At 65.1% G+C, this 19,747-nt stretch carries 25 protein-coding genes; 21 read left to right on the forward strand and 4 right to left on the reverse strand.

The window, feature by feature from the left end; genetic code table 11:
* Positions 1-63 precede the first annotated feature (63 nt).
* The gene (locus IE158_RS05005) at positions 64-846 is read right to left on the reverse strand and encodes a TrmH family RNA methyltransferase (protein WP_189642574.1); all 783 of its coding nucleotides are present in this window, start codon (positions 844-846) and stop codon (positions 64-66) included.
* Between the two features lie 104 nt (positions 847-950).
* Here IE158_RS05005 and IE158_RS05010 point away from each other — a divergent pair, with 104 nt between their 5' ends.
* From IE158_RS05010 to IE158_RS05075, 14 genes are all read left to right on the forward strand, one after another.
* A complete protein-coding gene (locus tag IE158_RS05010) occupies positions 951-1,346 on the forward strand; it encodes a DUF1622 domain-containing protein (RefSeq protein ID WP_189642575.1) in 396 nt (131 codons plus the stop codon).
* Between the two features lie 24 nt (positions 1,347-1,370).
* Positions 1,371-2,237: an NAD(P)-dependent oxidoreductase gene (locus tag IE158_RS05015; RefSeq protein WP_189642576.1), complete on the forward strand. Its 867-nt coding sequence runs from the start codon at positions 1,371-1,373 to the stop codon at positions 2,235-2,237.
* Positions 2,234-3,115, forward strand: a complete 882-nt coding sequence (locus tag IE158_RS05020) for a DegV family protein (protein ID WP_189642577.1) — start codon at positions 2,234-2,236, stop codon at positions 3,113-3,115. Before IE158_RS05015 ends, IE158_RS05020 begins: the two co-directional genes overlap by 4 nt.
* Positions 3,103-3,960 carry a hypothetical protein gene (locus IE158_RS05025; protein WP_189642578.1) on the forward strand — a complete coding sequence of 286 codons (858 nt, stop codon included), beginning with the start codon at positions 3,103-3,105 and terminating at the stop codon, positions 3,958-3,960. The genes IE158_RS05020 and IE158_RS05025 overlap by 13 nt, the downstream gene beginning before the upstream one ends.
* A 195-nt stretch (positions 3,961-4,155) precedes the next feature.
* Positions 4,156-5,472, forward strand: a complete 1,317-nt coding sequence (gene aspS, locus IE158_RS05030) for an aspartate--tRNA(Asn) ligase (RefSeq protein WP_189642579.1) — start codon at positions 4,156-4,158, stop codon at positions 5,470-5,472.
* Between the two features lie 171 nt (positions 5,473-5,643).
* On the forward strand, positions 5,644-6,219 hold the full coding sequence (locus tag IE158_RS13530) for a hypothetical protein (RefSeq protein ID WP_229838904.1): 576 nt from the start codon (positions 5,644-5,646) through the stop codon (positions 6,217-6,219).
* Between the two features lie 52 nt (positions 6,220-6,271).
* Positions 6,272-7,267 carry a 3'(2'),5'-bisphosphate nucleotidase CysQ gene (locus IE158_RS05040; protein ID WP_229838905.1) on the forward strand — a complete coding sequence of 332 codons (996 nt, stop codon included), beginning with the start codon at positions 6,272-6,274 and terminating at the stop codon, positions 7,265-7,267.
* Between the two features lie 41 nt (positions 7,268-7,308).
* On the forward strand, positions 7,309-8,367 hold the full coding sequence (gene recF / locus IE158_RS05045; protein ID WP_189642580.1) for a DNA replication/repair protein RecF: 1,059 nt from the start codon (positions 7,309-7,311) through the stop codon (positions 8,365-8,367).
* The gene (locus tag IE158_RS05050) at positions 8,364-9,326 is read left to right on the forward strand and encodes a DciA family protein (RefSeq protein ID WP_229838906.1); all 963 of its coding nucleotides are present in this window, start codon (positions 8,364-8,366) and stop codon (positions 9,324-9,326) included. The genes recF and IE158_RS05050 overlap by 4 nt, the downstream gene beginning before the upstream one ends.
* Before the next feature lie 182 nt (positions 9,327-9,508).
* The gene (locus IE158_RS05055; RefSeq protein WP_189642581.1) at positions 9,509-10,036 is read left to right on the forward strand and encodes a MogA/MoaB family molybdenum cofactor biosynthesis protein; all 528 of its coding nucleotides are present in this window, start codon (positions 9,509-9,511) and stop codon (positions 10,034-10,036) included.
* Positions 10,036-10,827 (forward strand): hypothetical protein, encoded by a 792-nt coding sequence (locus IE158_RS05060; protein ID WP_189642582.1) that lies wholly within the window; start codon positions 10,036-10,038, stop codon positions 10,825-10,827. Before IE158_RS05055 ends, IE158_RS05060 begins: the two co-directional genes overlap by 1 nt.
* 100 nt (positions 10,828-10,927) lie before the next feature.
* Complete coding sequence (locus IE158_RS05065; RefSeq protein ID WP_189642583.1) at positions 10,928-11,611, forward strand: cytochrome c biogenesis CcdA family protein; 684 nt, start codon at positions 10,928-10,930, stop codon at positions 11,609-11,611.
* A 1-nt stretch (position 11,612) separates the two neighbouring features.
* The gene (gene ccmA / locus IE158_RS05070; RefSeq protein WP_189642584.1) at positions 11,613-12,275 is read left to right on the forward strand and encodes a heme ABC exporter ATP-binding protein CcmA; all 663 of its coding nucleotides are present in this window, start codon (positions 11,613-11,615) and stop codon (positions 12,273-12,275) included.
* Positions 12,272-12,970: a heme exporter protein CcmB gene (locus IE158_RS05075; protein WP_189642585.1), complete on the forward strand. Its 699-nt coding sequence runs from the start codon at positions 12,272-12,274 to the stop codon at positions 12,968-12,970. Before ccmA ends, IE158_RS05075 begins: the two co-directional genes overlap by 4 nt.
* Positions 12,971-13,086: 116 nt before the next feature.
* On the opposite strand, the gene IE158_RS05080 is transcribed toward IE158_RS05075, so the two are convergent.
* Entirely contained in the window at positions 13,087-14,091 is a 1,005-nt protein-coding gene (locus tag IE158_RS05080; RefSeq protein ID WP_189642586.1) for an aspartate-semialdehyde dehydrogenase, read from the reverse strand.
* Between the two features lie 204 nt (positions 14,092-14,295).
* On the opposite strand from IE158_RS05080, the gene IE158_RS05085 reads away from it, so the two are divergent.
* The gene (locus tag IE158_RS05085; RefSeq protein WP_229838914.1) at positions 14,296-15,300 is read left to right on the forward strand and encodes a PhoH family protein; all 1,005 of its coding nucleotides are present in this window, start codon (positions 14,296-14,298) and stop codon (positions 15,298-15,300) included.
* A gap of 104 nt (positions 15,301-15,404) precedes the next feature.
* Here IE158_RS05085 and sodA read toward each other — a convergent pair whose 3' ends face one another.
* Positions 15,405-16,034, reverse strand: a complete 630-nt coding sequence (gene sodA, locus IE158_RS05090) for a superoxide dismutase (RefSeq protein WP_229838907.1) — start codon at positions 16,032-16,034, stop codon at positions 15,405-15,407.
* A gap of 131 nt (positions 16,035-16,165) precedes the next feature.
* Between sodA and IE158_RS05095 the strand changes: the two genes are divergently transcribed.
* The 6 genes from IE158_RS05095 (at position 16,166) to IE158_RS05115 (ending at position 18,960) form a co-directional block, all read left to right on the forward strand.
* Positions 16,166-16,534, forward strand: coding sequence for a DUF3208 domain-containing protein (locus tag IE158_RS05095; protein WP_189642588.1), 369 nt, complete (start codon positions 16,166-16,168; stop codon positions 16,532-16,534).
* Positions 16,534-16,755 (forward strand): hypothetical protein, encoded by a 222-nt coding sequence (locus IE158_RS05100; protein ID WP_189642645.1) that lies wholly within the window; start codon positions 16,534-16,536, stop codon positions 16,753-16,755. Before IE158_RS05095 ends, IE158_RS05100 begins: the two co-directional genes overlap by 1 nt.
* A gap of 18 nt (positions 16,756-16,773) precedes the next feature.
* The gene (locus IE158_RS13685) at positions 16,774-16,905 is read left to right on the forward strand and encodes a hypothetical protein (RefSeq protein WP_268248060.1); all 132 of its coding nucleotides are present in this window, start codon (positions 16,774-16,776) and stop codon (positions 16,903-16,905) included.
* Between the two features lie 189 nt (positions 16,906-17,094).
* Positions 17,095-18,075, forward strand: a complete 981-nt coding sequence (gene hemB / locus IE158_RS05105) for a porphobilinogen synthase (protein WP_189642589.1) — start codon at positions 17,095-17,097, stop codon at positions 18,073-18,075.
* The gene (locus IE158_RS05110; RefSeq protein WP_189642590.1) at positions 18,075-18,635 is read left to right on the forward strand and encodes a cyclin-dependent kinase inhibitor 3 family protein; all 561 of its coding nucleotides are present in this window, start codon (positions 18,075-18,077) and stop codon (positions 18,633-18,635) included. Before hemB ends, IE158_RS05110 begins: the two co-directional genes overlap by 1 nt.
* A gap of 1 nt (position 18,636) precedes the next feature.
* Positions 18,637-18,960 carry an antibiotic biosynthesis monooxygenase family protein gene (locus IE158_RS05115; protein ID WP_189642591.1) on the forward strand — a complete coding sequence of 108 codons (324 nt, stop codon included), beginning with the start codon at positions 18,637-18,639 and terminating at the stop codon, positions 18,958-18,960.
* 78 nt (positions 18,961-19,038) lie between these two features.
* On the opposite strand, the gene IE158_RS05120 is transcribed toward IE158_RS05115, so the two are convergent.
* On the reverse strand, positions 19,039-19,746 hold the full coding sequence (locus IE158_RS05120; RefSeq protein WP_189642592.1) for a succinate dehydrogenase iron-sulfur subunit: 708 nt from the start codon (positions 19,744-19,746) through the stop codon (positions 19,039-19,041).
* Position 19,747 lies beyond the last annotated feature (1 nt).

A 19,747-nucleotide genomic window follows, 5' to 3' on the forward strand; every position in this document is an offset into this window, starting at 1 on the left:
CCGCAAGTCATTCCCATACCCAGCCGCCCCAACACGTTTCATCCTCTTATTATGTCAAATGCTCTAGTGTCGCTGGCGCAGGGCCTCGTACAGCACGACGGCAGCGGCCACCCCGACATTTAAGCTGTCGGCCTGCCCGCGCATCGGAATAGAAACCGCCGATTCGTCCCGCCGCCAGTGTGCCGGAAGGCCTTCGTGTTCGGTCCCCAGCAGCAGCGCGACTCGGCCTGTCAGATCGGCTTCCCAGAACGTGCGTGGGGCATCAGGTGTGCAGGCCACCAGGGTAAAGCCTTCTTGCTCCAACCAGGCCAGAGCCTCTGCCTCCTCAGTTTGGCGCAGCGGCACATTGAACACGCTGCCCTGTGAGGCACGGATCACGTTCGGACTGTAGGGGTCGGCCCCTCGGCCCAGGATAAGTACACCATCTGCGCCTACGCCGTCTACGGTACGCAAAATCGCCCCTACATTGCCCGGTTTCTCCAGGCCGTGCAGCACAACCAGCAACGCCTGCTCCGGCAAGCGGGGCCAGTCGCTGTGCGGTGGACGGCTCAGCAGCAGCACACCGTCGGGGTGCTCACGTCCACTGACCTTGGCGAACGCTTCGGGGCTCAGCTCGGTGATGGCGGAGAGCGGCAGCTGCGGGGCCAACTGAGCCGCTTCAGGACTCCATAGAGCCGAACACAGATACACCTCCTCAGGGGGCCAGCCTGCCGCCAGCGCGCGGGAAACCTCGCGGGCACCTTCAATTACGACTCTTCCCTCCCCTTCCCGGACACGGCGGCTGCCGCGCAGGCGGACCAAGCGCTTGACGGTGGGGTTTTGTAGGGAGGTGATGGGGCTGGGCATGGCTGTCACTATGCCGTATTCCGCCTGCTTTCTCCTCTTTTGTAATTCAAGATGTAAAAATTTCTTTCCTCTGTTCTTTGCTCCAGCTTCTACAATGAGAGCTGATGTCCCTCGAACCGTTGACGGAATCGCTGCAACACTGGGTCATGGGCGCGGCCCACCTGGTCGCTTCGCTGGCCGAAATTTCGGCGGTGCTGATTGTGGCAGCGGCGCTGCTGGAGGCGGCGTGGCGGTCTGTGCGGGTGTTCGCCCAACGTGACCGGGTGCTGGATGAGGTCAAGGAGTCGCTGCGGCTTCAGCTGGGGCGCTGGCTGGCGATTGCGCTGGAATTTCTGCTTGCTGCCGATGTGCTGCTGACGGCGGTGGCCCCCACCTGGGACGAAATCGGCAAGCTGGCCGCCATCGCCACCATTAGGACCGCGCTGAACTACTTCCTGCAAAAGGAAATTGAGGCGCACGAGCGTCAGCACGGCCGTACCAGCCACCCGGAGCACACCTGAGCCCCCCAGCGCTAAGCTGCAACTATGAGCACAGCATTTATCGGCCTGGGCGCGATGGGTTATCCCATGGCAGGCCACCTGGCCCGGCAATCTGACACCCTGGTCTGGAACCGTACCCCGGCGCGGGCCCAGGCGCACGAAGCCGAGTTTGGCAGCGCTGCATGCGAGCTAAGCAGCCTGGCGCACGCCGACGTTATTTTTTCGTGTCTGCCCACTTCTGCTGAGGTGTGGGAGGTGTTGCGGGTGCTGGACGGCCAGCTGGAAGCGGGCACCGTCTGGGTGGACTGCACCAGCGGGCATCCGCAAGAAGCCCAGGCGCAGGCCGCCTGGCTGGCAGAGCGCGGCGTCCACTTTCTGGATGCGCCCGTCTCGGGCGGCACGGGCGGCGCGGAGGCCGGCACCCTCACCGTGATGGTCGGTGGTGACCCCGCAGTGCTGGAACGGGTGCGCCCACGCCTCGCCTTCGCGGGCAAAGTGGTGCATGTGGGGCCAACAGGCGCAGGCTTTGCGGTCAAAGCGGTGAACAATGCCTTGCTGGCTGTGAATCTCTGGGCGGCGGGCGAAGGTCTGGCTGCCCTCAAAGCAGGTGGGGTGGAACTGACCGCCGCACTGGACGTGATTAATGCCTCTTCGGGCCGCTCGAACGCCAGCGAGAATCTGATCGGGCAGCGGGTGCTGAGCCGCGAATTTCCGGCGACGTTCGCTCTGGGGCTGCTGGCCAAGGACGTGGGCATTGCGCTGGACGTGGTCGGAGCCCAGAAGGGAGCGGCTCCGCTGCTGGGAGCCACAGGCGGACTGTACCGGGCCGCCGAGCGCGTCATTGGCGGCAGTGCCGACCATACCGCCGCGCTGAAGCTGGTAGAACAGATGAACGATGTGGAGATTTCATGACTGATTCCCAATTTGCGGTGGTGACCGACGGCGGCTTGGACGCCTTTACTGGCCTGAACAATGATGTGCCGGTGGCTCCTTTTTCGGTGACGTTCGGCAACGATACCTACGCCATGCACGAGCTGCCACGTGAGGAGCTGATGGCGCGAATTCTGGCCGGGAACCCCCACCCCAGCACTTCTCAGCCCACGCCGCAGGCCTGGCTGGAAGGCTACCGGCAGGCCGCCGCCCAGGGAGCGCAGCAGATTGTCGCGCTGACCATCAGCCCGGGGCTTTCGGGCAGTGCCAACGCCGCCGAGCAGGCCCGCACCCTACTGGAGCAGGAGCTGCCCGGCGTGCAGGTACAGCTGTTCAACTCTGGCAGCCTGAGTGCGGCGCAGGCCTTCGTGCTGCACGCTCTGATGACTGCCGCCGGGCGCGGTGAGAGCGTGGAGACAGCACTCCAGTGGGCCGAGCAGGTCCGGGACGAGACCGAGCTGTATTTCACCATCGAGACACTGGATTTTCTGCAAAAGGGCGGACGCATCGGCAAGGTGGCCGCCACGCTGGGCGGCCTGCTGAACCTCAAGCCAGTGGTGACGGTCGAAAAGCCCGCCGGTATCTACACCACTGCGGCCCGCGCCCGTGGGTACAAGGGGGGCATCCGCGAAATCGCGGCGCAGCTCACCCGGCGCTACGGTGAAGGCACGCCGCTGCGGGCGGGCCTGCTGTACGGCTCTCACCCTGAAGATGCCGAGGCCCTGCGCGAACAGATTGCCGCTTCGCACCCCCTGGTATGGGCCGAATATGCTCCAGTCAACGGTTCCCTGATGGTGCACACTGGCCCCCGCGCCGTCGGGGCTGCCGCTGCGCCAGGAGCCTGGCCTTGGGAGCGCTAACCACGCTGAATATTCAGCTGCTGGGAGCCGCCCATCCGCTGGCCGCCGAGTGGCTGCGCTGGACGGCCTGGCACCCAGAGCTGCGGACCGTGCGCCTGGTTTCGGCGGCGCATGCGGGCGCTTCGGCAGAGGAGCTGCACCCCGGCCTGTTCGGTTTCCGTGGCCTGGGCATCAGCACCGAGGCTGGAGCTGCCGATGTGACCGTCATCTGCCCGGAATGGACGGGTGACTTGCCGCCGGAAGGTGGACAAGTGCTGGACCTGCGCCCCCGCGCGGCTGGGCATCCCACCCTGCCGGAGCTGCATCCCCCTGCCGCTCTGGCTTCCCTGGCCAGCGTACCGGCCAGGGTGGTGGCCGCCGCGCTGGCGCTGGAGCCTTTGCTGCGGGGCCGGGTGGTGTCGCCGCGTGAAAGCATCGGCCTGACCCTGGACGCAGATGATCTGGAGGCGCTGCGCCCGCTGCTGACTGGGCATTTCCGCCTGGAGACACTGCCCGGTGATGGCGGGACCGTGCAGGCCCGCATTCCCCTGTTCGAGGGCTACTCCGAGCACGACGCGCTGGCGGTCTACCGCGATGAATACCGCTCACAGCCCTGGATCAGAATCCGGCGCGCAGCCGAGCAGGCCCTGGGCGTGACGGGCAGCCCCACCTGCGAACTACACCTGCGCATCCTGGAGCGCGAAGACCCCGAAATCCCGATTCCGCTACTGGGCGTCACTGCTGGGCTGGACCCGTTCCCGGCGCAGGCAGCGCGGGCAGTGGCGGCGCTGAACCTCTCGCGGGGCTGGCCAGCGCTGCTGGGGTTGATTCCCGCAGAGACGCCCGCTGCAGAGATATCCTCCTAAAGCGAAGGGCCTGTAGACTGTCATGCGCTTGACACTTCGCAGGTCCGGACTTACACTTGCTGGCATGTTGCCCCTGGCGAACAACAATGACGATTCCCGTTAGGGGACGTCTTTTCGCCGTGTGCGCCCCCGCTTCCTGAATCAGGCAAGCGGGGGCTTTCTTTTTCGCCTTCTCGCCCGACAAGGAGCCCTCACATGACCAGCCCACACGACACTCCCACTTTGCCCCGCACCTTTATCCGCGACCTGGCCCCCATGACCGGCCAGGAGGTCCGGCTGCGCGGTCAGATTCTGTCGCGCCGTGACCTGGGCGGCCTACAGTTCGTGACCCTGCGCGATGGCAGCGGTGCCGTGCAGTGCGTCAGCGACGGCCTGGGCCTGGACCTGCCGCTTCCCGAAAGCAGCGTGGAGATTCTGGGGACAGTGGCTCCGCACCCCAAGCAGGCGGGCGAGGTTGAGGTGCGGATGCAGGCCATGCGCCTGATTTCGGCGGCGGCTGAAGCCACTCCGGTTGAGCTGCCCAAGCTGAGCCGCGTCCACCCTGACACCCTGCTCAACCACCGCGCCGTGACGGTGCGTGGCCTGAAGGAACGCGCTGTGCTGCGGGTCCAGGCCGAACTGCTGGCCGGCTTCCGCGAGGCCCTGAGTGGCATGGGCTTTACCGAAATCAGCACGCCCAAAATCGTAGAGGCAGGCGCAGAGGGCGGGGCCAATCTCTTCAGCGTGGATTATTTCGGTGAACCGGCTTACCTGGCGCAGAGCCCGCAGCTCTACAAGCAAATGATGGTGGGCGCATTCGAGCGGGTGTTCGAGGTGGCCCCCGTATTCCGGGGCGAGCAGCACAACACCAGCCGCCACCTGACCGAATACCTCAGCCTGGACGCCGAGCTGGGCTTTATTGACTCGGAAGAGGATGTGATGGACGTCGAAACCGAGGTGCTGCGCGTGATGCTGGCCCGCGTCGCCGAGCGCTGCGGCCCCGAGCTGAAGCTGCTGGAGGCCACGCTGCCACAGGTGCCGGACCGGATTCCGCGCATTCCGCTGCTGGAAGCCCGCGCCCTGGTCGAGCGTGAATTCGGGCACGCGGTGGGCGGCAAGGATCTTGACCCCGAAGGCGAGCGGCTGCTGGGCGAATACTTTATCCGCGAGCACGGCAGCGATTTTGTGTTCGTGACCCAGTTTCCACAGGCGGCGCGGCCTTTTTATACCCATCCGGCGGGCGAGGTAGACGGTGTGCCGGTCACACGCGGCTTTGACCTGCTGCTGCGCGGGCTGGAAATCACGTCGGGCGGGCAGCGCATCCACGACCCGGAAATGCTGCGCCGCAGTATCGAAGCCTATGGCCTGAACCCTGAAACCCTGCGCGGCTACGCGGAGGTGTTCCGCTACGGCATGCCTCCCCACGGAGGTTTTGCCATCGGCGCAGAGCGGCTGACGGCGCTGCTGCTGGGCATCAGCAATGTGCGGATGGCGCGCGCCTTTCCGCGTGACCGGACCCGGTTGCAACCCTGAGCCGCTGCCTGCGCCGCCTTCATGGTTGCGTGGGTAAGCGTGGGCGCAAGAGAAGTGCAAGTTTGCCTGCCCTAGCATGAGCCGAGCCTTATGATGGAGTAAAGCGGGTCACTCCGCTTTGTTGCACGGTTCTTCGCCACTTCTCCCAAGTCCTTTCAAGAAGGAACCCCGATGAATTACGTATTGACTGCCCTGCTGCTGGTAATTGTCGTCATTGCCGCCCTGCGTGTGCGCCGTATTTTGCGTGACCGCGCCGCCGAAGCGGGTCAGACTGCTGCCGCTCCACTGGACCAGGCCCCCTTGGAGCCCGCACAAGTGGAGGTGGGCATGCAGGGAGCGCCCGCGCCTGCCCAGCACTTGCAGGCGACCTCGCAGGAGGTGTACCGGCCCGCGCCGAGCGTCATCCCCACCATCACCTGGGAAGAGCTGGACGATGAAACCGCCGAGCGTCCTCAGGTAGACGCCGAGCTGCTGCGGACAGCGCGGGCCAGTGTCTCGGCAGAGATTCCCGACGAGGTGCTGGAGGAAATGCTGTTCAAGGCAACGCCGCAGCAGACCGCGCAGATGCTCTCGGGCGTTTCTCCGGACCTGATGGCCGACCTGACCGCTGGGCATGGGCAGGGCGTCCACTTCGAGGGCCAAGCCCGCGCTGAGGACCTGGCCGCTCTGAGCAGCCTGGGCAGCGCTGTAGATGACCTGGATATCTGGGATTTTGGCGAGGAAAGCGGCGATAAACTCAGGGCATGACCCCGCCCCGCCCGTATGTGCCTGAGTTCCGCGCCCGCTGTGTCCCCTCGCCTTGCCTGATGTCAGCGCGGTGCTGGCTGTGAGGGAGGTGCTCAACACTGCCGAGCACCTGGCCCGGCAGGCGGGCGACCTCGTGCGGCGCTTGCGGCAGGGGACGCTGAACGTGGACTACAAGACCGGAGCCGACGACCCGGTGACCGAAGCTGACCGCGCCGCCTCGCAGCTGCTGATGCGTGAGCTGGCCGCCGCTTTTCCAGAAGATGGTCTGCTTTCAGAAGAAGAGGCCGACAGCGCCGGGCGGCTGAGCCGGGAGCGGGTCTGGCTGATTGACCCGATTGACGGCACCAAGGAGTACGCGGAGGGCAGCCCTGACTACTGCGTGTCCATTGGGCTGGCCGTGGCGGGCGAGCCGGTGCTGGGCGTCATTTATGCGCCGGAGACGGATGAACTGTTTTCAGGAGCGCTAGGGCTAGGGGCTTTTAAGAACGGGCAGCCGGCTTTGCACCATTCGGCTGCGCCCTATGTCATCGCCACTTCAGTGACTGAGACGGACCGCGAACTGAAGGACCTGCCTCTGGCCGGGATGCGGCCCAGCGGCTCTACGGCCCTCAAGCTGGCCCGAATTGCAGCGGGCGAGGCAGACGCCACCTTCACCATGTCCCCCCGCGCCGAGTGGGATATTGCCGCCGGGCATGCCCTGCTGCGCGCCCAAGGCGGCGACCTGACCCGCCGGGACGGCCAGCCGGTTCGCTACAACCAGCCCAAGCCCTATCTGGAACAGGGCTTGCTGGCCGGGCACCCAGCAGCGCTGGCATGGCTGCGGGCCGAGCTGCTGCGGCTGGACGTACCCAACGCTGTACTGGCCCTAGAACCGGATGCGCAGGGGCAGCGCCGACATGTGCGCCGGGCAGGCAAACGTGAGCTGGCCTGGCTCGTGACCGCGCAGGATGAGCGGGGAGAGACAGTGGTGCTGGACATGGGCGGCGACGCCTTTCACCTGGAGCGCCTGACGCGTGATGTGCGCCGGGGCCGCGACTCGCTGCGCTAACGCTGGTACGAAACCCCGGGAAGAGGCGCACCCCGCCTATAATGTCGCCCGTGCGCCTGAGCAAGCTCTCTACCCTGAATTACCGTAACCTGGCCCCCGACACGCTGGAGTTTCCGGCGGGGGTCACGGGTGTATGGGGTGAGAACGGCGCGGGCAAGACCAACCTGCTGGAAGCCGCTTACCTGGCACTAACAGGCCGCACCGAAGCAGGACGTCTCGAAGAGTTGGTGCTGGCCGGGCAGGCCGAAGCCTACGTGCGTGCCGACGTGCTCGAAGGGGGCAGCCTCAGCGTGCAGGAGGTGGGCATCGGGCGGGGACGGCGGCAGCTGAAGGTGGACGGGGTCCGCACCCGCACCGGCGACCTGCCACGCGGCAGCGCCGTGCTGATTCGCCCGGAAGACTCCGAACTGGTGTTCGGCTCGCCCTCTAAGCGCAGGGCTTATCTGGACTCGCTGCTGGGCCGCCTCAGCGCCCGCTACGCCGAGCAGCTCAGCCGCTATGAGCGCACGGTGACGCAGCGCAATGCCGCTCTGCGTGACGGCCAGGACTGGGCGCTGGACGTGTGGGACAGTCCTCTGGTCACGCTGGGGCGCGACATCATGGAGTTCCGGGGCCGGGCGCTGGTGCGGCTAGAGGAGCTGGCGCGGCAGGCCAACGCCGAACTGGGGAGCCGCAAGGCATTGCAGATTCGGCTGCTGGAAAGCACTGACCTGGAGACGTACGCCCAGACCCTGCACTCGCGCCGCGCCGAGGAATTGGCACGCGGCGTCACGCTGACTGGTCCACACCGCGATGACCTGGAGCTGACCCTGGGCGGCCTGAGCGCGGGCACCTACGCCAGCCGGGGCGAGGGCCGCACCGCTGCGCTGGCCCTCCGCTACGCCGAGTTGCAGCTGCTCAGCGAGCGGTTCGGGGAGCCGCCCGTGCTGCTTATTGATGACTGGACCGCCGAACTGGACCCGCAACGCCGGCAATTTCTGCTGGACCTGGCGGCCTCGGTGCCGCAGGCCATCGTGACCGGGACCGAGCAACCACCAGGGGCGCAGCTGGTGCTGCAAGCCGCTGCCGGACGCTTTAGCCCCCAGGAGGTGCCCGCGTGAACAGTGACCGCGACCGTCCCTACACTCCCAAGCCCAGCTTCCGCACCCGCGCCCGCAGTGGCCGGCGCGAAGGCGACCTCCGCACCGTCGGGGAACTGATGAACGCCGCCCTGGGCAAGAACCGCCTGGGCTTTGGGGTGCAGCGGGCACAGGCGCTGCTGATCTGGCCGCAGGCCGTGGGCCCCGATGTGGCGCGGCTCACACGGGCACGGTCCTTTCAGTTCGGCACGCTGCACATTGAGGCCCGCGACTCGGCAGCGGCGCACCATCTCAGCATGCAGCGGCACCACTTTCAGCGGCGGCTCAATGAGCTGCTGACGCAGCAGGCCCCGCCCGGCGTGACTCCTGAGCAAGTCACCGAAATTCGCTTTGGCACCGGCTGGACCGACCCCGGCGAAGTGCGGCGCGTGCAGGCCCCACAGTTGCCCGCGCTGGCCCCAGCCGAGCAGGCCCGCGCCGCAGAGGTGGCCCAGGCTGCCGGTGAAGAGTTGCAGGAAGTGGCGCGCCGGGCCGCTGAAGCCGTGGCTCAGCGTCGGCGCTGGCGTGAGCAGCAGGGATGGCAGCCCTGCCCCGTCTGCGGCGAGCCAAGCCCGCACACACCTTGCCGCCCCTGTCAGCTCACCCTGCGCGAACCACTGGTCCGCCGCGCTGCCGACGAGCTGATGCACCGGCCTGAAACCGTCCTTGGTCTGGAAGACCGCCTGGGGCCAACAGCAGAGCAGGCCGCACATTTTCTGGCGGTGCAGGGCTTAGAAGGCCGGCTCAAACTGCTGGCGCTGGAATGTGTGCAGTCGGGCGGAGCAGGCGACTACCACGAATTCCTGGAAGAACAGTGCGGCAAGCTGCTGGCAGTACTGGGACGCAAACCGCTCAGCGCCGTGACCGCCAGCGACTACGCGGCGCTGCCCGAACAGGTCCGCCAAGTGTTGCTGGCTGGACGTAAGGCCAGCCAACGTTGAGACGCCGGAAGCAAGTTCAGAGGCCTGAGGGCCTTGGCCGCGCTGCTTGTTCCACACTTTCCACGCTCAAGCGGTGGTGCAAGTAACCGCGCTCCTCCTCTGCCGTCCCATGCTCTCCTGGGCCCTACTGAAATCTTACTTTTTTGACGCTTGCCGGGGGTGGGGCGGAGTATGGTAAGCGCATGTCTCCTTTAGCGGACCACGCTGCGCCGGCCACGCACCTGCCCCGCACTCCCCTGGTCCTGCGCTGCGGGGTGCTGACGATCAGCGACACGCGCACGCCAGACACGGACCACAGCGGGCAATTTCTGGTCACGGCGTTGCAGGAGGCCGGGCATCAGGTGGACGGCTACCGCATCGTGCCGGATGAGCAGGCAGACATTGATCAGCAGCTACGCGACTGGCAAGTGGGCGGCTTTGACCTGATCCTCAGCACCGGCGGCACCGGTATCACCGGGCGGGACGTGACTGTGCCTGTGGTCGAGAGCCTGCTGACCAAGCCCCTGCCCGGCTTTGGGGAGCTGTTCCGGATGCTGTCGTATGGAGAAGTGGGCGGCGCAGCCATGCTGTCGCGGGCGGTGGGTGGGCTGGCCGGCCACACCCTGCTGTTTGCGCTGCCGGGGTCACGCGGCGCAGTGCAGACCGGCTGGACCCTGCTTGAAGGGCAATTGCAGCACCTGGCGGCTGAGGTACGCCGGGGGCAGCCCTGATGCTCGAAGGGCTCCTCACCACGCCCTTTTTGGAGCGGCTGAACCTGTGGTTCGTGGCTGCCTGGGCCGTGCTGGCCCTGTACTGGCTGACGCGGGTGGGGCTTGCGGCGCGGCAGCGGCAGCGTCCAGCGGTGAGCTGGTGGAGCATTCCGGGGCTGCTGCTGCTGCTGCTCGCTCCTCTGCTTGAAGTGCCGGTGCTGTTCGGACTGGGCGCAGCCGTGCTGTTGCTGGCCGAATGGTGGCCGCGTGCCTTTGTGCCGGTCTGGCAGCGAACCGCCTGGGGTTGGGGACTGGTGCCAATAGCGCTGGGTGGAGCCGCGTTGCTGGCGCAGCCCGTGACTTTTCTGAGCCTATGTGGGGGCTTGGCGCTGGCCCTGTGGGGCTTGGCCCACCTGCTCGGAGGTCTGCTCTGGCTCCCGCCCCGGCCACCAAGTGGCTGGCTCCCGGCCAGCAGCCTGGGCAAGGTCGAGTCCCCCACCTTTGGCACGGCTGTCCGCTGGCAGCCCCGGCACCGGCCTGACCCACCCGAGCTGAGTGTGGCGCTGGGACCTGGTTACCTGACGCTCCGCAATGAGAGTGGGCAAACGGTGCAGCTGCGCGGCTGGACTCCGGCCCACCGCAACGCTTTTCTGGCCCTGGACCGCGCCCTTGCACCCCGTGCCGAGCACCGCCTCAGGCGCGACCCCGCGCAGCAAGGGGTCCGGGTGTGGTACACGGCGGACGGCAGCCGTGACGTGCGTGTGCTGCACGCCGACTGGCAGGAGCCCACGCCAGAGCGCACCCTGAACTAAAGCGTTGGCTTCCAACAACATCAAGCAGGAAGTGAAAATGGCCTCTTCACCGGGACAAGCTTCACTCTGCGGACCAGGCCGCCGCGTTAGACTGGCCGTTATGGTCGAAGTTGCCAGCGCCCCTACCCTCACGGTTGCTTTTATCGCCGGGTTGCTGTCTTTTCTCAGCCCCTGCGTGCTGCCGCTGGTGCCCTCCTATCTGGGGGTCATCGGCGGTACCCGCGCTCCGCTGGTCCGCGCCCTGGGGTTCATCGCCGGATTCGGTTTGGTGTTTGTGGCGCTGGGTGCGACCGCCAGTGCACTGGGCGCGCTGCTGGCTCCGCATAAGCTGCTGCTGGGTCGCCTGGCCGGTGGACTGATTGTCTTCTTTGGCCTGGTGATGCTGGGGGCGATTCGCCTGCCCTGGATGATGCGCGACACCCGCCAGATGAGCAGCGCCGACCACTACGGCCCGGTGGCACTGGGGGCCGCTTTTGCTTTTGGATGGAGTCCCTGCCTGGGGCCAGCGCTCGGCAGCATTCTGGGTCTGGCGGCCAGCACCAGCTCGCTCTCGCAGGGTGTGGTGCTGCTGCTCATCTATACCCTGGGGCTGGCGGTGCCGTTTCTGCTGGCCGCGCTGCTGTGGGACCGCGTCAACCTGCGCGGCCTGAACCGCTACACCGGCACCTTCGAGAAAGTAGGCGGAGCCATCCTGGTGGTGGTCGGTCTGCTGATGCTCAGCGGCTACTTTACGGTGCTGTCGTCCTTTTTTTACAGCGTGATGCCCGAATGGCTGCGGGTCTGAGGTGACGGGTACGGGCGAATACGCTGTGCAACTGCGTGCAGTCTGGCTGCGGCTGGGCCGTGAAGCGGTGCTGCGCGGCATTGACTTGGACATTCCACAGGGTGAGCACGTCACCTTGCTCGGCCCGAACGGCGCGGGCAAAACCAGCTTGCTGCGGCTGCTGGCTTCGGCGCTGCGTCCGGCGCGGGGCGAGGGGCGCATCCTGGGCTATGACCTGCGCGACGCTGCTGCCGTACGCGAGCAGATTCACCTGATGCCGGTAGACGCGGCGCTTTATCCGGACCTCACCTGCCGCGAGAATCTGGAATTTGCCCTGCGGATGCACAGCCGCCCCCTGAGCGGTGTATCAGAGGCCCTGGCCCGCGTACACCTGACCGACGCTGAGGACCGACGCACCCGCTTCCTCTCGGCGGGGATGCGCAGGCGCTTGGCCCTGGCCCGGGCCTGGGTCCTGGCCCGCCCACTGACCCTGGTGGACGAACCCTTTGCCAACCTGGATACGGCTGGGCGTGAGCTGGTGCTGGAGCTGCTGGGCGACCTGACGACTCGCGGCACGACCCTGATCATTGCCGCCCATGAGCCGGAACTGGCCGCCCGCCTGGCCCCCCGGCAGCTGCATGTGGCAGCGGGGCAGCTGCGTGAAGTGCGCGAGGCTGCCAGATGAGCGCCCTACACGTGGCCTGGGCGGTGGCCGCCAAAGACCTGCGCCTGGCGGGCCGCACCCGTGACGCGCTGCTGGCCACTGCTTTTTATGTGGCCCTGGTCCTGCTGGTCCAGGGCTTCGCGCTGGGCGCTCCGGATGGCCGCTCTGCGGGGGCCACCGCCAATCTGGCTGCGGGGGCCGTGTGGACCGCACTGACACTGGCCTCGGCGGTGGCGGCGGGCCGCGCCTTTTCTGCTGAGTCGGAAGCGGGCGCGCTGGAGCAGTTGCTGCTCTATCCTGCCCCGCCTGCCGCCATCTACCTGGGCAAACTGCTGGGCGTGCTGCTGCCACTGCTCCTGATTGCTGCAGTGACCTTGCCCACTGGCCTGCTGCTGTTTGGCGCACTGGGGGCAGGTCAGCCCCTGCCCTGGCCTGGGCTGCTGGGCGTGCTGTTGCTAGGTATCTTCGGCCTGAGTGCAGCGACCACCTTTTACGCCAGCCTGACCGTCAACCTGCGCGCCCGCGAAGCGCTGCTGCCCGCCCTGGCCTTCCCACTGCTGGTCCCGCTGGTGATCGCCACCGTGCGCATCACCTCCGTCCTCCTGACTGGGGGCTGGACGGATGAGGCCCTGTCCTGGGCGGGCTTTTTGCTGGCCTTTGACCTGGGCACGGTGGTGCTGGCGGCGTGGCTGTTTGGATATGCGGTAGAGGGATAGGGCTCGGTGAGCTATAGGCATCTTCCCTTCTTTCAGCTTTTATTGGTAATTCGCGCTGCAAAACAGCGTGTTGAAAGAGGAGGCTCTCGCCTCCCTGAATACCGCTGACTTCAGAGTTACTTCAGTGCGCCCTGTTCATACAGATATTCGGCAATCTGCACAGCATTCAGCGCCGCGCCCTTGAGCAGTTGGTCCCCCGCCACAAACAGCTCAATGCCGCCATCAAAGACCAGGCTCTGACGAATGCGGCCCACTTCCACGTCATACTTGCCGGTGGCCGTCAGGGGCATGGGGTACACCTTTTGCTCCACGTCATCGCGCACTTCCACGCCGGGCGCAGCGGCCAGCAGCGCGCGGACCTCCTGCGGGGAAGCCGGACGCTCCAGCTCCAGCGTGATCGCCTCGGCGTGGGTGCGGAAGGTGGGAATCCGCACCGCCGTGCAGCTCACCAGCAGCGACTCGTCGCCAAAAATCTTGCGGGTTTCCCAGGCCACTTTCATCTCTTCTTTGGTGTAGCCATTGTCCTGAAAAGCGTCAATATGCGGAATGACATTGAAGGCAATGGGATGCGCGAACGCTGCCGGCGTATAGCTCTCCCCAGCCAGCTCCTGACGGGTCTGCTCCTGCAACTCCTCGATGCCCTTTTGCCCGGCTCCCGAGGTGGCCTGATAGGTGCTGACAATCATCCGCTTGACCCCGTAGCGCTGGTGGATGGGATACACCGCCACCGCTGCGATGGCTGTGGTGCAGTTGGGATTGGCAATGATGCCCTGGTGCTTCAGGGCCGCTGCACCGTTGACTTCGGGCACCACCAGTGGCACGGCGGGGTCATAGCGAAAGGCGCTGGAGTTGTCAATCACCAGCGAGCCGCCCGCCACCCACTTGGGAGCCATCTCCTGGCTGATAGAGCCGCCCGCCGAAGCCAAAATCACATCGGCAGGAATCGCGCCCTCGGGCATGGCCTGCACTGTGAGCGGCTCACCACGGAACGGCAGCTGCGTCCCAGCTGAGCGGGGGCTGGCATACAGTTGCAGCTCGTCAATAGGCAGGCGGCTGGCTTCCAGCACTTTCAGCAGCTCATGCCCTACGGCTCCGGTGGCTCCAACAATCGCAAGTTTCATCCCTTACAGACTAGAGCAAAGCCTAAAGCTACAGAAAGTGCGCTGGGCCATGACAGCCCCTGGCCGGTGGCCTAGACTACAGGCAATGTCAACTGCGTTTTCCCCTTTTCTGCCCACAAGCGCTCAGGACCTCTTTTGACCGGGCCTGATCTCACTGCGGCGGACACCCAGAGCAGCACTTCCGCCGAACAGCTCACCCTCCAAATTGACCTGGAGCACCGCGAGGAAGCCCTGGCCCTGCTGGGCACGGGCGACGAGAACCTGCGGCTGATGCGCCAACTGACCCCTGCCCAGATACATGCGCGGGGCGGCACCGTGCAGATCAGCGGCACGCCCGCCGATGTCGAAGTGGCCGAGCGAATGGTCCGCGACGCTCTGGACGTGGTCCGCAAAGGCGGCGAACTGACCCCGGACCACCTGCGCCGCAGCGCTCGCCTGAGTGGAGAAGGCCGCTCGCTGGCTGCCGAAACCGAGGTCAGGGGCCTGAGCCTGCCACGCGGCCTTAAGCCCAAGACCCCCAGCCAAAAGGACTACCTCGAAAAAATCGAGAACAGTGACATTGTCTTTGGGGTGGGCCCAGCCGGGACCGGCAAAACCTATCTGGCTGTGGCGATGGCCGTCCAGGCGCTCAAGACCAAAAAGGTCAAGCGCATCATTCTGACCCGCCCGGCAGTGGAAGCGGGCGAACGCCTGGGCTTTCTACCGGGCGACCTTCAGGCCAAGATTGACCCTTACCTGCGTCCGCTGTACGACGCCCTGTACGACATGCTGGACCAGGAAAAGTTCGAGTCTTACCTGCAAAGTGGCGTAATTGAGGTAGCTCCGCTGGCCTTCATGCGGGGCCGCACCCTCAACGACGCCTTTGTGATTCTGGACGAGGCGCAGAACACCACGGGCGAGCAGATGAAAATGTTCCTGACCCGCATGGGCTTTAGCTCCAAAGTGGTTGTGACTGGTGACGTGACCCAGATTGACCTGCCGCGCCATGTCACGTCCGGCCTGGCGATTGCCAAGCGGGTCCTGTCGCCTATCGAGGGCATCAGCTGGCACGAATTCACCGATGTGGACGTGGTGCGTCACCCACTGGTGGGCCGCATTATCAAGGCATACCAAGTGGCAGAGGACGCTGAAGAAGACCGCCGCGCTGCCCGCCGGGGCGAGTTCGCAGGGATTCCCGAAGAAGAACTGGACCGCCCAACCCAAAGCTGAGCCGCTGCGCCCTGGCCCCCGTCCGTATGACGGGGGTTTTTTGTTGAACGCTCGCTTGACCACAAAAAAACCGCCCCGGAGGGCGGCTTCTGAGAGGACCAGTCTTACTTGGCTTCAGCGTAGCGGCGGGCCACTTCGTCCCAGTTCACCACGTTCCAGAACGCCTTCAGGTAATCGGGGCGGCGGTTTTGGTAGTTCAGGTAGTAGGCGTGCTCCCACACGTCCACACCCAGAATTGGAGTGCCGCTGGTACCCGACACAGCTTCACCCATCAGTGGGTTGTCCTGGTTGGCGGTGCTGACCACAGCCAGCTTGCCGTCCTTCACAACCAGCCAGGCCCAGCCGGAGCCGAAACGGGTCTTGGCGGCGTCTTCAAACTTCTCCTTGAAGGCGTCAAAAGAACCGAAAGCACTGGTGATGGCTTCCATCAGTTCGCCGCCCGGCTGGTTGCCTTCGCCCTGACCGCCGCCCAACACCGTCCAGAACAGGCTGTGGTTGGCATGGCCACCAGCGTTGTTACGCACTGCACCCTTCTTGTCTTCGGGCAGGCGGTCCAGGTTCTGGATCACGTCCAGCACGTCCTTGTCGGCCCACTCGGTGCCTTCCAGGGCTTTGTTGGCATTGTCAACGTAGGCCTGGTGGTGCTTGCCGTGGTGAATCTGCATGGTCTGGGCGTCAATGTGAGGTTCCAGAGCGTCGTGAGCGTAGGGCAGTTGGGGAAGTTCAAAAGCCATGATAGATCTCCTTTCGGCAGAAGTTAGGAATTCTGCCTGTGCAGCTCTAGTGTAGGTCACAGCTGCCCACCGTGCCCAGACCTTCTAGGGAGCCTTAAGTTGTATGCGGGCGAATATGGAAGCAGTGCGCTATGGTGAACAGCGTGACCACCGAAGCTGGACCCCAAGGCAGTCGGGCTGCCATTCGACTTCTCCAGGGTTATCTCTGGCATCCGCGTGAGCTGAGCATAGACCTGGACGCTTATCTGCCCCGCGAACTGGACGAGGCCAACGTCCTGTGGGATGAGATCGACCCGCCCTTCGCCTTTTTTGACAATGGCGAGCCGAGCAGCGGGCAGGTGTTTTATCAGTTCACCGTGCTGCGCGTCTATGACGAGCGTCCAGATGCCGAGCAACTGCACGCTGACGCCCAGGACGCCAGCCAGGCGCTTGAGCCGCTGCTCCAGGGCACTCCGGCTGGCCTGGGCTGGCAGCTGATGGAAGACCTGCGCGAACTGTGATGCTGTGGCTGGACCTGCTGACCGAGGGCGACCCTCACCCCCGCCGCTTTGACAGCCCGGCCAGCTTGCGGGCCTACCTGCTCAAGATGGAGCGCTTGGAAGAAGGCGCAGCCGAGCAGCTGCTGGCGCAGGGCCGCCTTGACCCACCAGACAGCCGCCGGAGCCTGCGCGTCAGACCTTTTCTAGAAGCCGCAGCATCGGACGCGCAGCCTTCAACATAAATAGAGTAGGGAAACTCGGTGATTACCGAATATCTGACCTTGCTTGCCCAGCCGCCTGCTGCGTGGTGGGCTGAACTGGAACAGCAAGTCGCTGAGGCCGGGATCATGTTGGAGCGTGAGCGGGGTGAGAGTGTGGGCCGCCTGTACTGACGGCTGACGCTGCGGGGCCCACAGGACGCGGTAGAGCAGGTGCGCAACTGGACTGTGCGCCGCTGCTGGCAAGAAGGCTTGCAGGTCTTTACGGTGTAGCAGCCGCAGAAGTGAATAAGAGCACCCAGCCTCACTCCACACATTGAACACCACAGTCGAAGCGGCGCAGCCTGCGCTAGCCTAAGTCTTATGCAAGACAGGCCCCGCCGACTTCGCCGTACCCCAGCCCTTCGCCGCATGGTGCAGGAAATCCAGCTCTCTTCCGCCGACTTTATTCACCCGATTTTTGTGCACGAGGGCCAGGATGTGACCGAGATCCGCACCATGCCTGGGGTCCAGCGTCACACCTATGCCAGCGCTGTAGAGCAGGCGCAGCAGGCACACGCCCTGGGTATACCCGCAGTTATCTTGTTCGGTATTCCCGACCACAAGGACGCAACGGGCACTCAGGCTTATGCCGCAGAAGGCGTGGTTCAGCAAGCCACCCGCGCCATCAAGGCAGCCGTACCGGAGATTGCCGTGATTGCCGATACGTGCCTGTGCGAGTACACCGACCACGGACACTGCGGCCATCTGGTGCAGGACGGCCACCAGTGGACCGTAGACAACGACCCTTCGCTGGAACTGCTGGCCCGCACCGCCGTGTCGCAGGCGGACGCAGGCGCAGACATCATCGCTCCCAGCGCCATGATGGACGGACAGATTGCGGCCATTCGCAGCGCTCTGGACGCCGCTGGACATGCCCAGATTCCGGTGATGAGCTACGCCGTCAAATATGCCAGTGCCTACTATGGCCCTTTCCGCGAGGCAGCGGGCAGCGCACCCAGTGTGGGTGACCGGGCCAGCTACCAGATGAATCCAGTGGGCGGCTACCGCGAGGCCCTGCATGAAGCGCGGCTGGACGTAGAGCAGGGAGCCGACTTCCTGATGGTCAAGCCCGCGCTGGCCTATCTGGACGTGCTGCGCTTGGTGCGTGACGAGTTCGACCTGCCGCTGGTGGCGTACAACGTGAGCGGCGAGTACGCACTGGTCAAAGCGGCGGCGCAGGCGGGCTATATGGACGAGCGCCGCACCGTGCTGGAAACCCTGGGGGCCATGAAGCGTGCGGGAGCAGACACCATTCTCACCTACCACGCCCTGGACGCTGCCCGCTGGCTGAGGGACGGCTGATGAGCGGGGCGATCCGGGTGGACTGGATTCCCACCGCGCTGTGGCCGGGGCGCTTGGGGCTGACCTTCGCTCCCGGCAAAAAAGGCCCCAGCCTGCTGCAACCGGGCGTGCAGCATGACCGCGACTTGGCCGAGGATTTCGGCACACTGCGCGCTCAGGGTATGACGCTGCTGGTTTCCTTGCTAGAGCCGCCCGAATACGAATTGCTGGGCATCACCGATTACGCCGAGCAAGCAGCGGCACAGGACATCACGGTCCTGACCTGCCCGGTGCCGGACCGCTGCGCCCCACACAACGCACAGGCGTTCGAGGAAACAGTGCAGCACGTGCTAGGAGGGCTGCTGGACGGACAACATGTGGTGCTGCATTGCCGGGGTGGGCTGGGCCGCGCCGGGACGCTGGCCGCCTGCGTGCTGGTGCGTATGGGCCTAGACGCGGAGACCGCCATCAGCCGAGTCAGAGCGGCGCGGCCCGGGGCCATCGAAACCGGAACCCAGGTGGACTTTATTCACCGCTACGCCGAGCAGGACATCGCTTCTGCCCAGATTCAGGAGGCCTGAAATGATTACCGTTGCCAACCGTATTTTTGTTCATCCCAGTTACCACGACCAATTTGAAGCCCGCTTTCAGGACCGCGCCGGTCTGGTAGACGGTATGGACGGCTTTATCGCCAATCAGGTGCTGCGCCCAACCGCCGAAGGCGATCCTTTTGTGGTGCTGACCTTTTGGCGGGACCGCGAATCGTTCGAGGCCTGGACCCGTTCCGACGCTTTCCGCCAGGGACATGCCAAGTCGGGCAGCCTGCCCAAAGAAGCGTTCAGCGGCCCCAACAAGCTAGAAGTGCATGACGTGGTGCAGGTGACCGGCGAAGTCAGACCTCAGTAGTACGCTCGGTCATAGAACACACACAGTCACAAAAAAGCCCCTCCATAGCAGAGGGGCTTTGAGTATTTGAGTCGTAGCTCAGGCTTGACCGTACATCACCGAGCGCTTGACCTGTTCAATCAGTTCGGTAATCGGGATTTCGCGGGGGCAGGCTTCGGTGCAGTTGTAGGCGGTGCGGCAGCGCCATACGCCGGTGTTCTGGTTCATCAGGCCCAGACGCTGCTGGGTGGCTTCGTCACGGCTGTCAAAGATGAAGCGGTGGGCCTGCACGATAGAAGCCGGGCCGAGGTAGCTGCCGTTGGCCCAGAAGATGGGGCAAGAGGTGGTGCAGCACGCACACAGGATGCAGTTGCTGGAGTGCGCCATCAGCTCGGCATGCTCAGGCGATTGCAGGCGCTCGCGGGCGGGAGCCGGCGACTCGTTCACGAAGAACGGCATGATGGCCTTGTAGGAGTCGAAGAACGGCTCCATGTCCACCACGAGGTCCTTGACCACCTTCAGGCCGCGAATAGGCTCCACCGAGAGAGTGCCACCTTCTTTGACCACATCACGGGCCAGCGTCTTGCAGGCCAGGCGGTTGCGGCCATTGATCAGCATGGCGTCGCTGCCGCAAATGCCGTGCCCGCAGGAGCGGCGGAAGTTGAGGGTGGTGTCCTGGAACCACTTGACCTGGTGCAGGATGTCCAGCACGCGGTCGGTCGGTGCCACTTCCAGAGCGTAATTTTCCCAGTGCTGCTTCTTGTCCTGTTCAGGATCGAAACGCAGAATCTTGACCGTAATGTTCATA

Origin of the sequence: Deinococcus piscis, assembly GCF_014653275.1 — a bacterium.
Lineage (GTDB): Bacteria > Deinococcota > Deinococci > Deinococcales > Deinococcaceae > Deinococcus > Deinococcus piscis.

Coding starts and splice junctions, on each gene's coding strand:
- IE158_RS05055 (WP_189642581.1), top strand. CDS start 9,509: ATGTCTCCTTTAGCGGACCACGCTGCGCCGGCCACGCACCTGCCCCGC.
- IE158_RS05110 (WP_189642590.1), top strand. CDS start 18,075: ATGAGCGGGGCGATCCGGGTGGACTGGATTCCCACCGCGCTGTGGCCG.
- IE158_RS05020 (WP_189642577.1), top strand. CDS start 2,234: ATGACTGATTCCCAATTTGCGGTGGTGACCGACGGCGGCTTGGACGCC.
- IE158_RS05060 (WP_189642582.1), top strand. CDS start 10,036: ATGCTCGAAGGGCTCCTCACCACGCCCTTTTTGGAGCGGCTGAACCTG.
- IE158_RS05015 (WP_189642576.1), top strand. CDS start 1,371: ATGAGCACAGCATTTATCGGCCTGGGCGCGATGGGTTATCCCATGGCA.
- IE158_RS05065 (WP_189642583.1), top strand. CDS start 10,928: ATGGTCGAAGTTGCCAGCGCCCCTACCCTCACGGTTGCTTTTATCGCC.
- IE158_RS05010 (WP_189642575.1), top strand. CDS start 951: ATGTCCCTCGAACCGTTGACGGAATCGCTGCAACACTGGGTCATGGGC.
- IE158_RS05115 (WP_189642591.1), top strand. CDS start 18,637: ATGATTACCGTTGCCAACCGTATTTTTGTTCATCCCAGTTACCACGAC.
- IE158_RS05005 (WP_189642574.1), bottom strand. CDS start 846: ATGCCCAGCCCCATCACCTCCCTACAAAACCCCACCGTCAAGCGCTTG.
- IE158_RS05080 (WP_189642586.1), bottom strand. CDS start 14,091: ATGAAACTTGCGATTGTTGGAGCCACCGGAGCCGTAGGGCATGAGCTG.
- IE158_RS05075 (WP_189642585.1), top strand. CDS start 12,272: ATGAGCGCCCTACACGTGGCCTGGGCGGTGGCCGCCAAAGACCTGCGC.
- IE158_RS05100 (WP_189642645.1), top strand. CDS start 16,534: ATGCTGTGGCTGGACCTGCTGACCGAGGGCGACCCTCACCCCCGCCGC.
- IE158_RS05095 (WP_189642588.1), top strand. CDS start 16,166: ATGGTGAACAGCGTGACCACCGAAGCTGGACCCCAAGGCAGTCGGGCT.
- sodA (WP_229838907.1), bottom strand. CDS start 16,034: ATGGCTTTTGAACTTCCCCAACTGCCCTACGCTCACGACGCTCTGGAA.
- recF (WP_189642580.1), top strand. CDS start 7,309: ATGTCGCCCGTGCGCCTGAGCAAGCTCTCTACCCTGAATTACCGTAAC.
- hemB (WP_189642589.1), top strand. CDS start 17,095: ATGCAAGACAGGCCCCGCCGACTTCGCCGTACCCCAGCCCTTCGCCGC.
- aspS (WP_189642579.1), top strand. CDS start 4,156: ATGACCAGCCCACACGACACTCCCACTTTGCCCCGCACCTTTATCCGC.
- IE158_RS05120 (WP_189642592.1), bottom strand. CDS start 19,746: ATGAACATTACGGTCAAGATTCTGCGTTTCGATCCTGAACAGGACAAG.
- IE158_RS13530 (WP_229838904.1), top strand. CDS start 5,644: ATGAATTACGTATTGACTGCCCTGCTGCTGGTAATTGTCGTCATTGCC.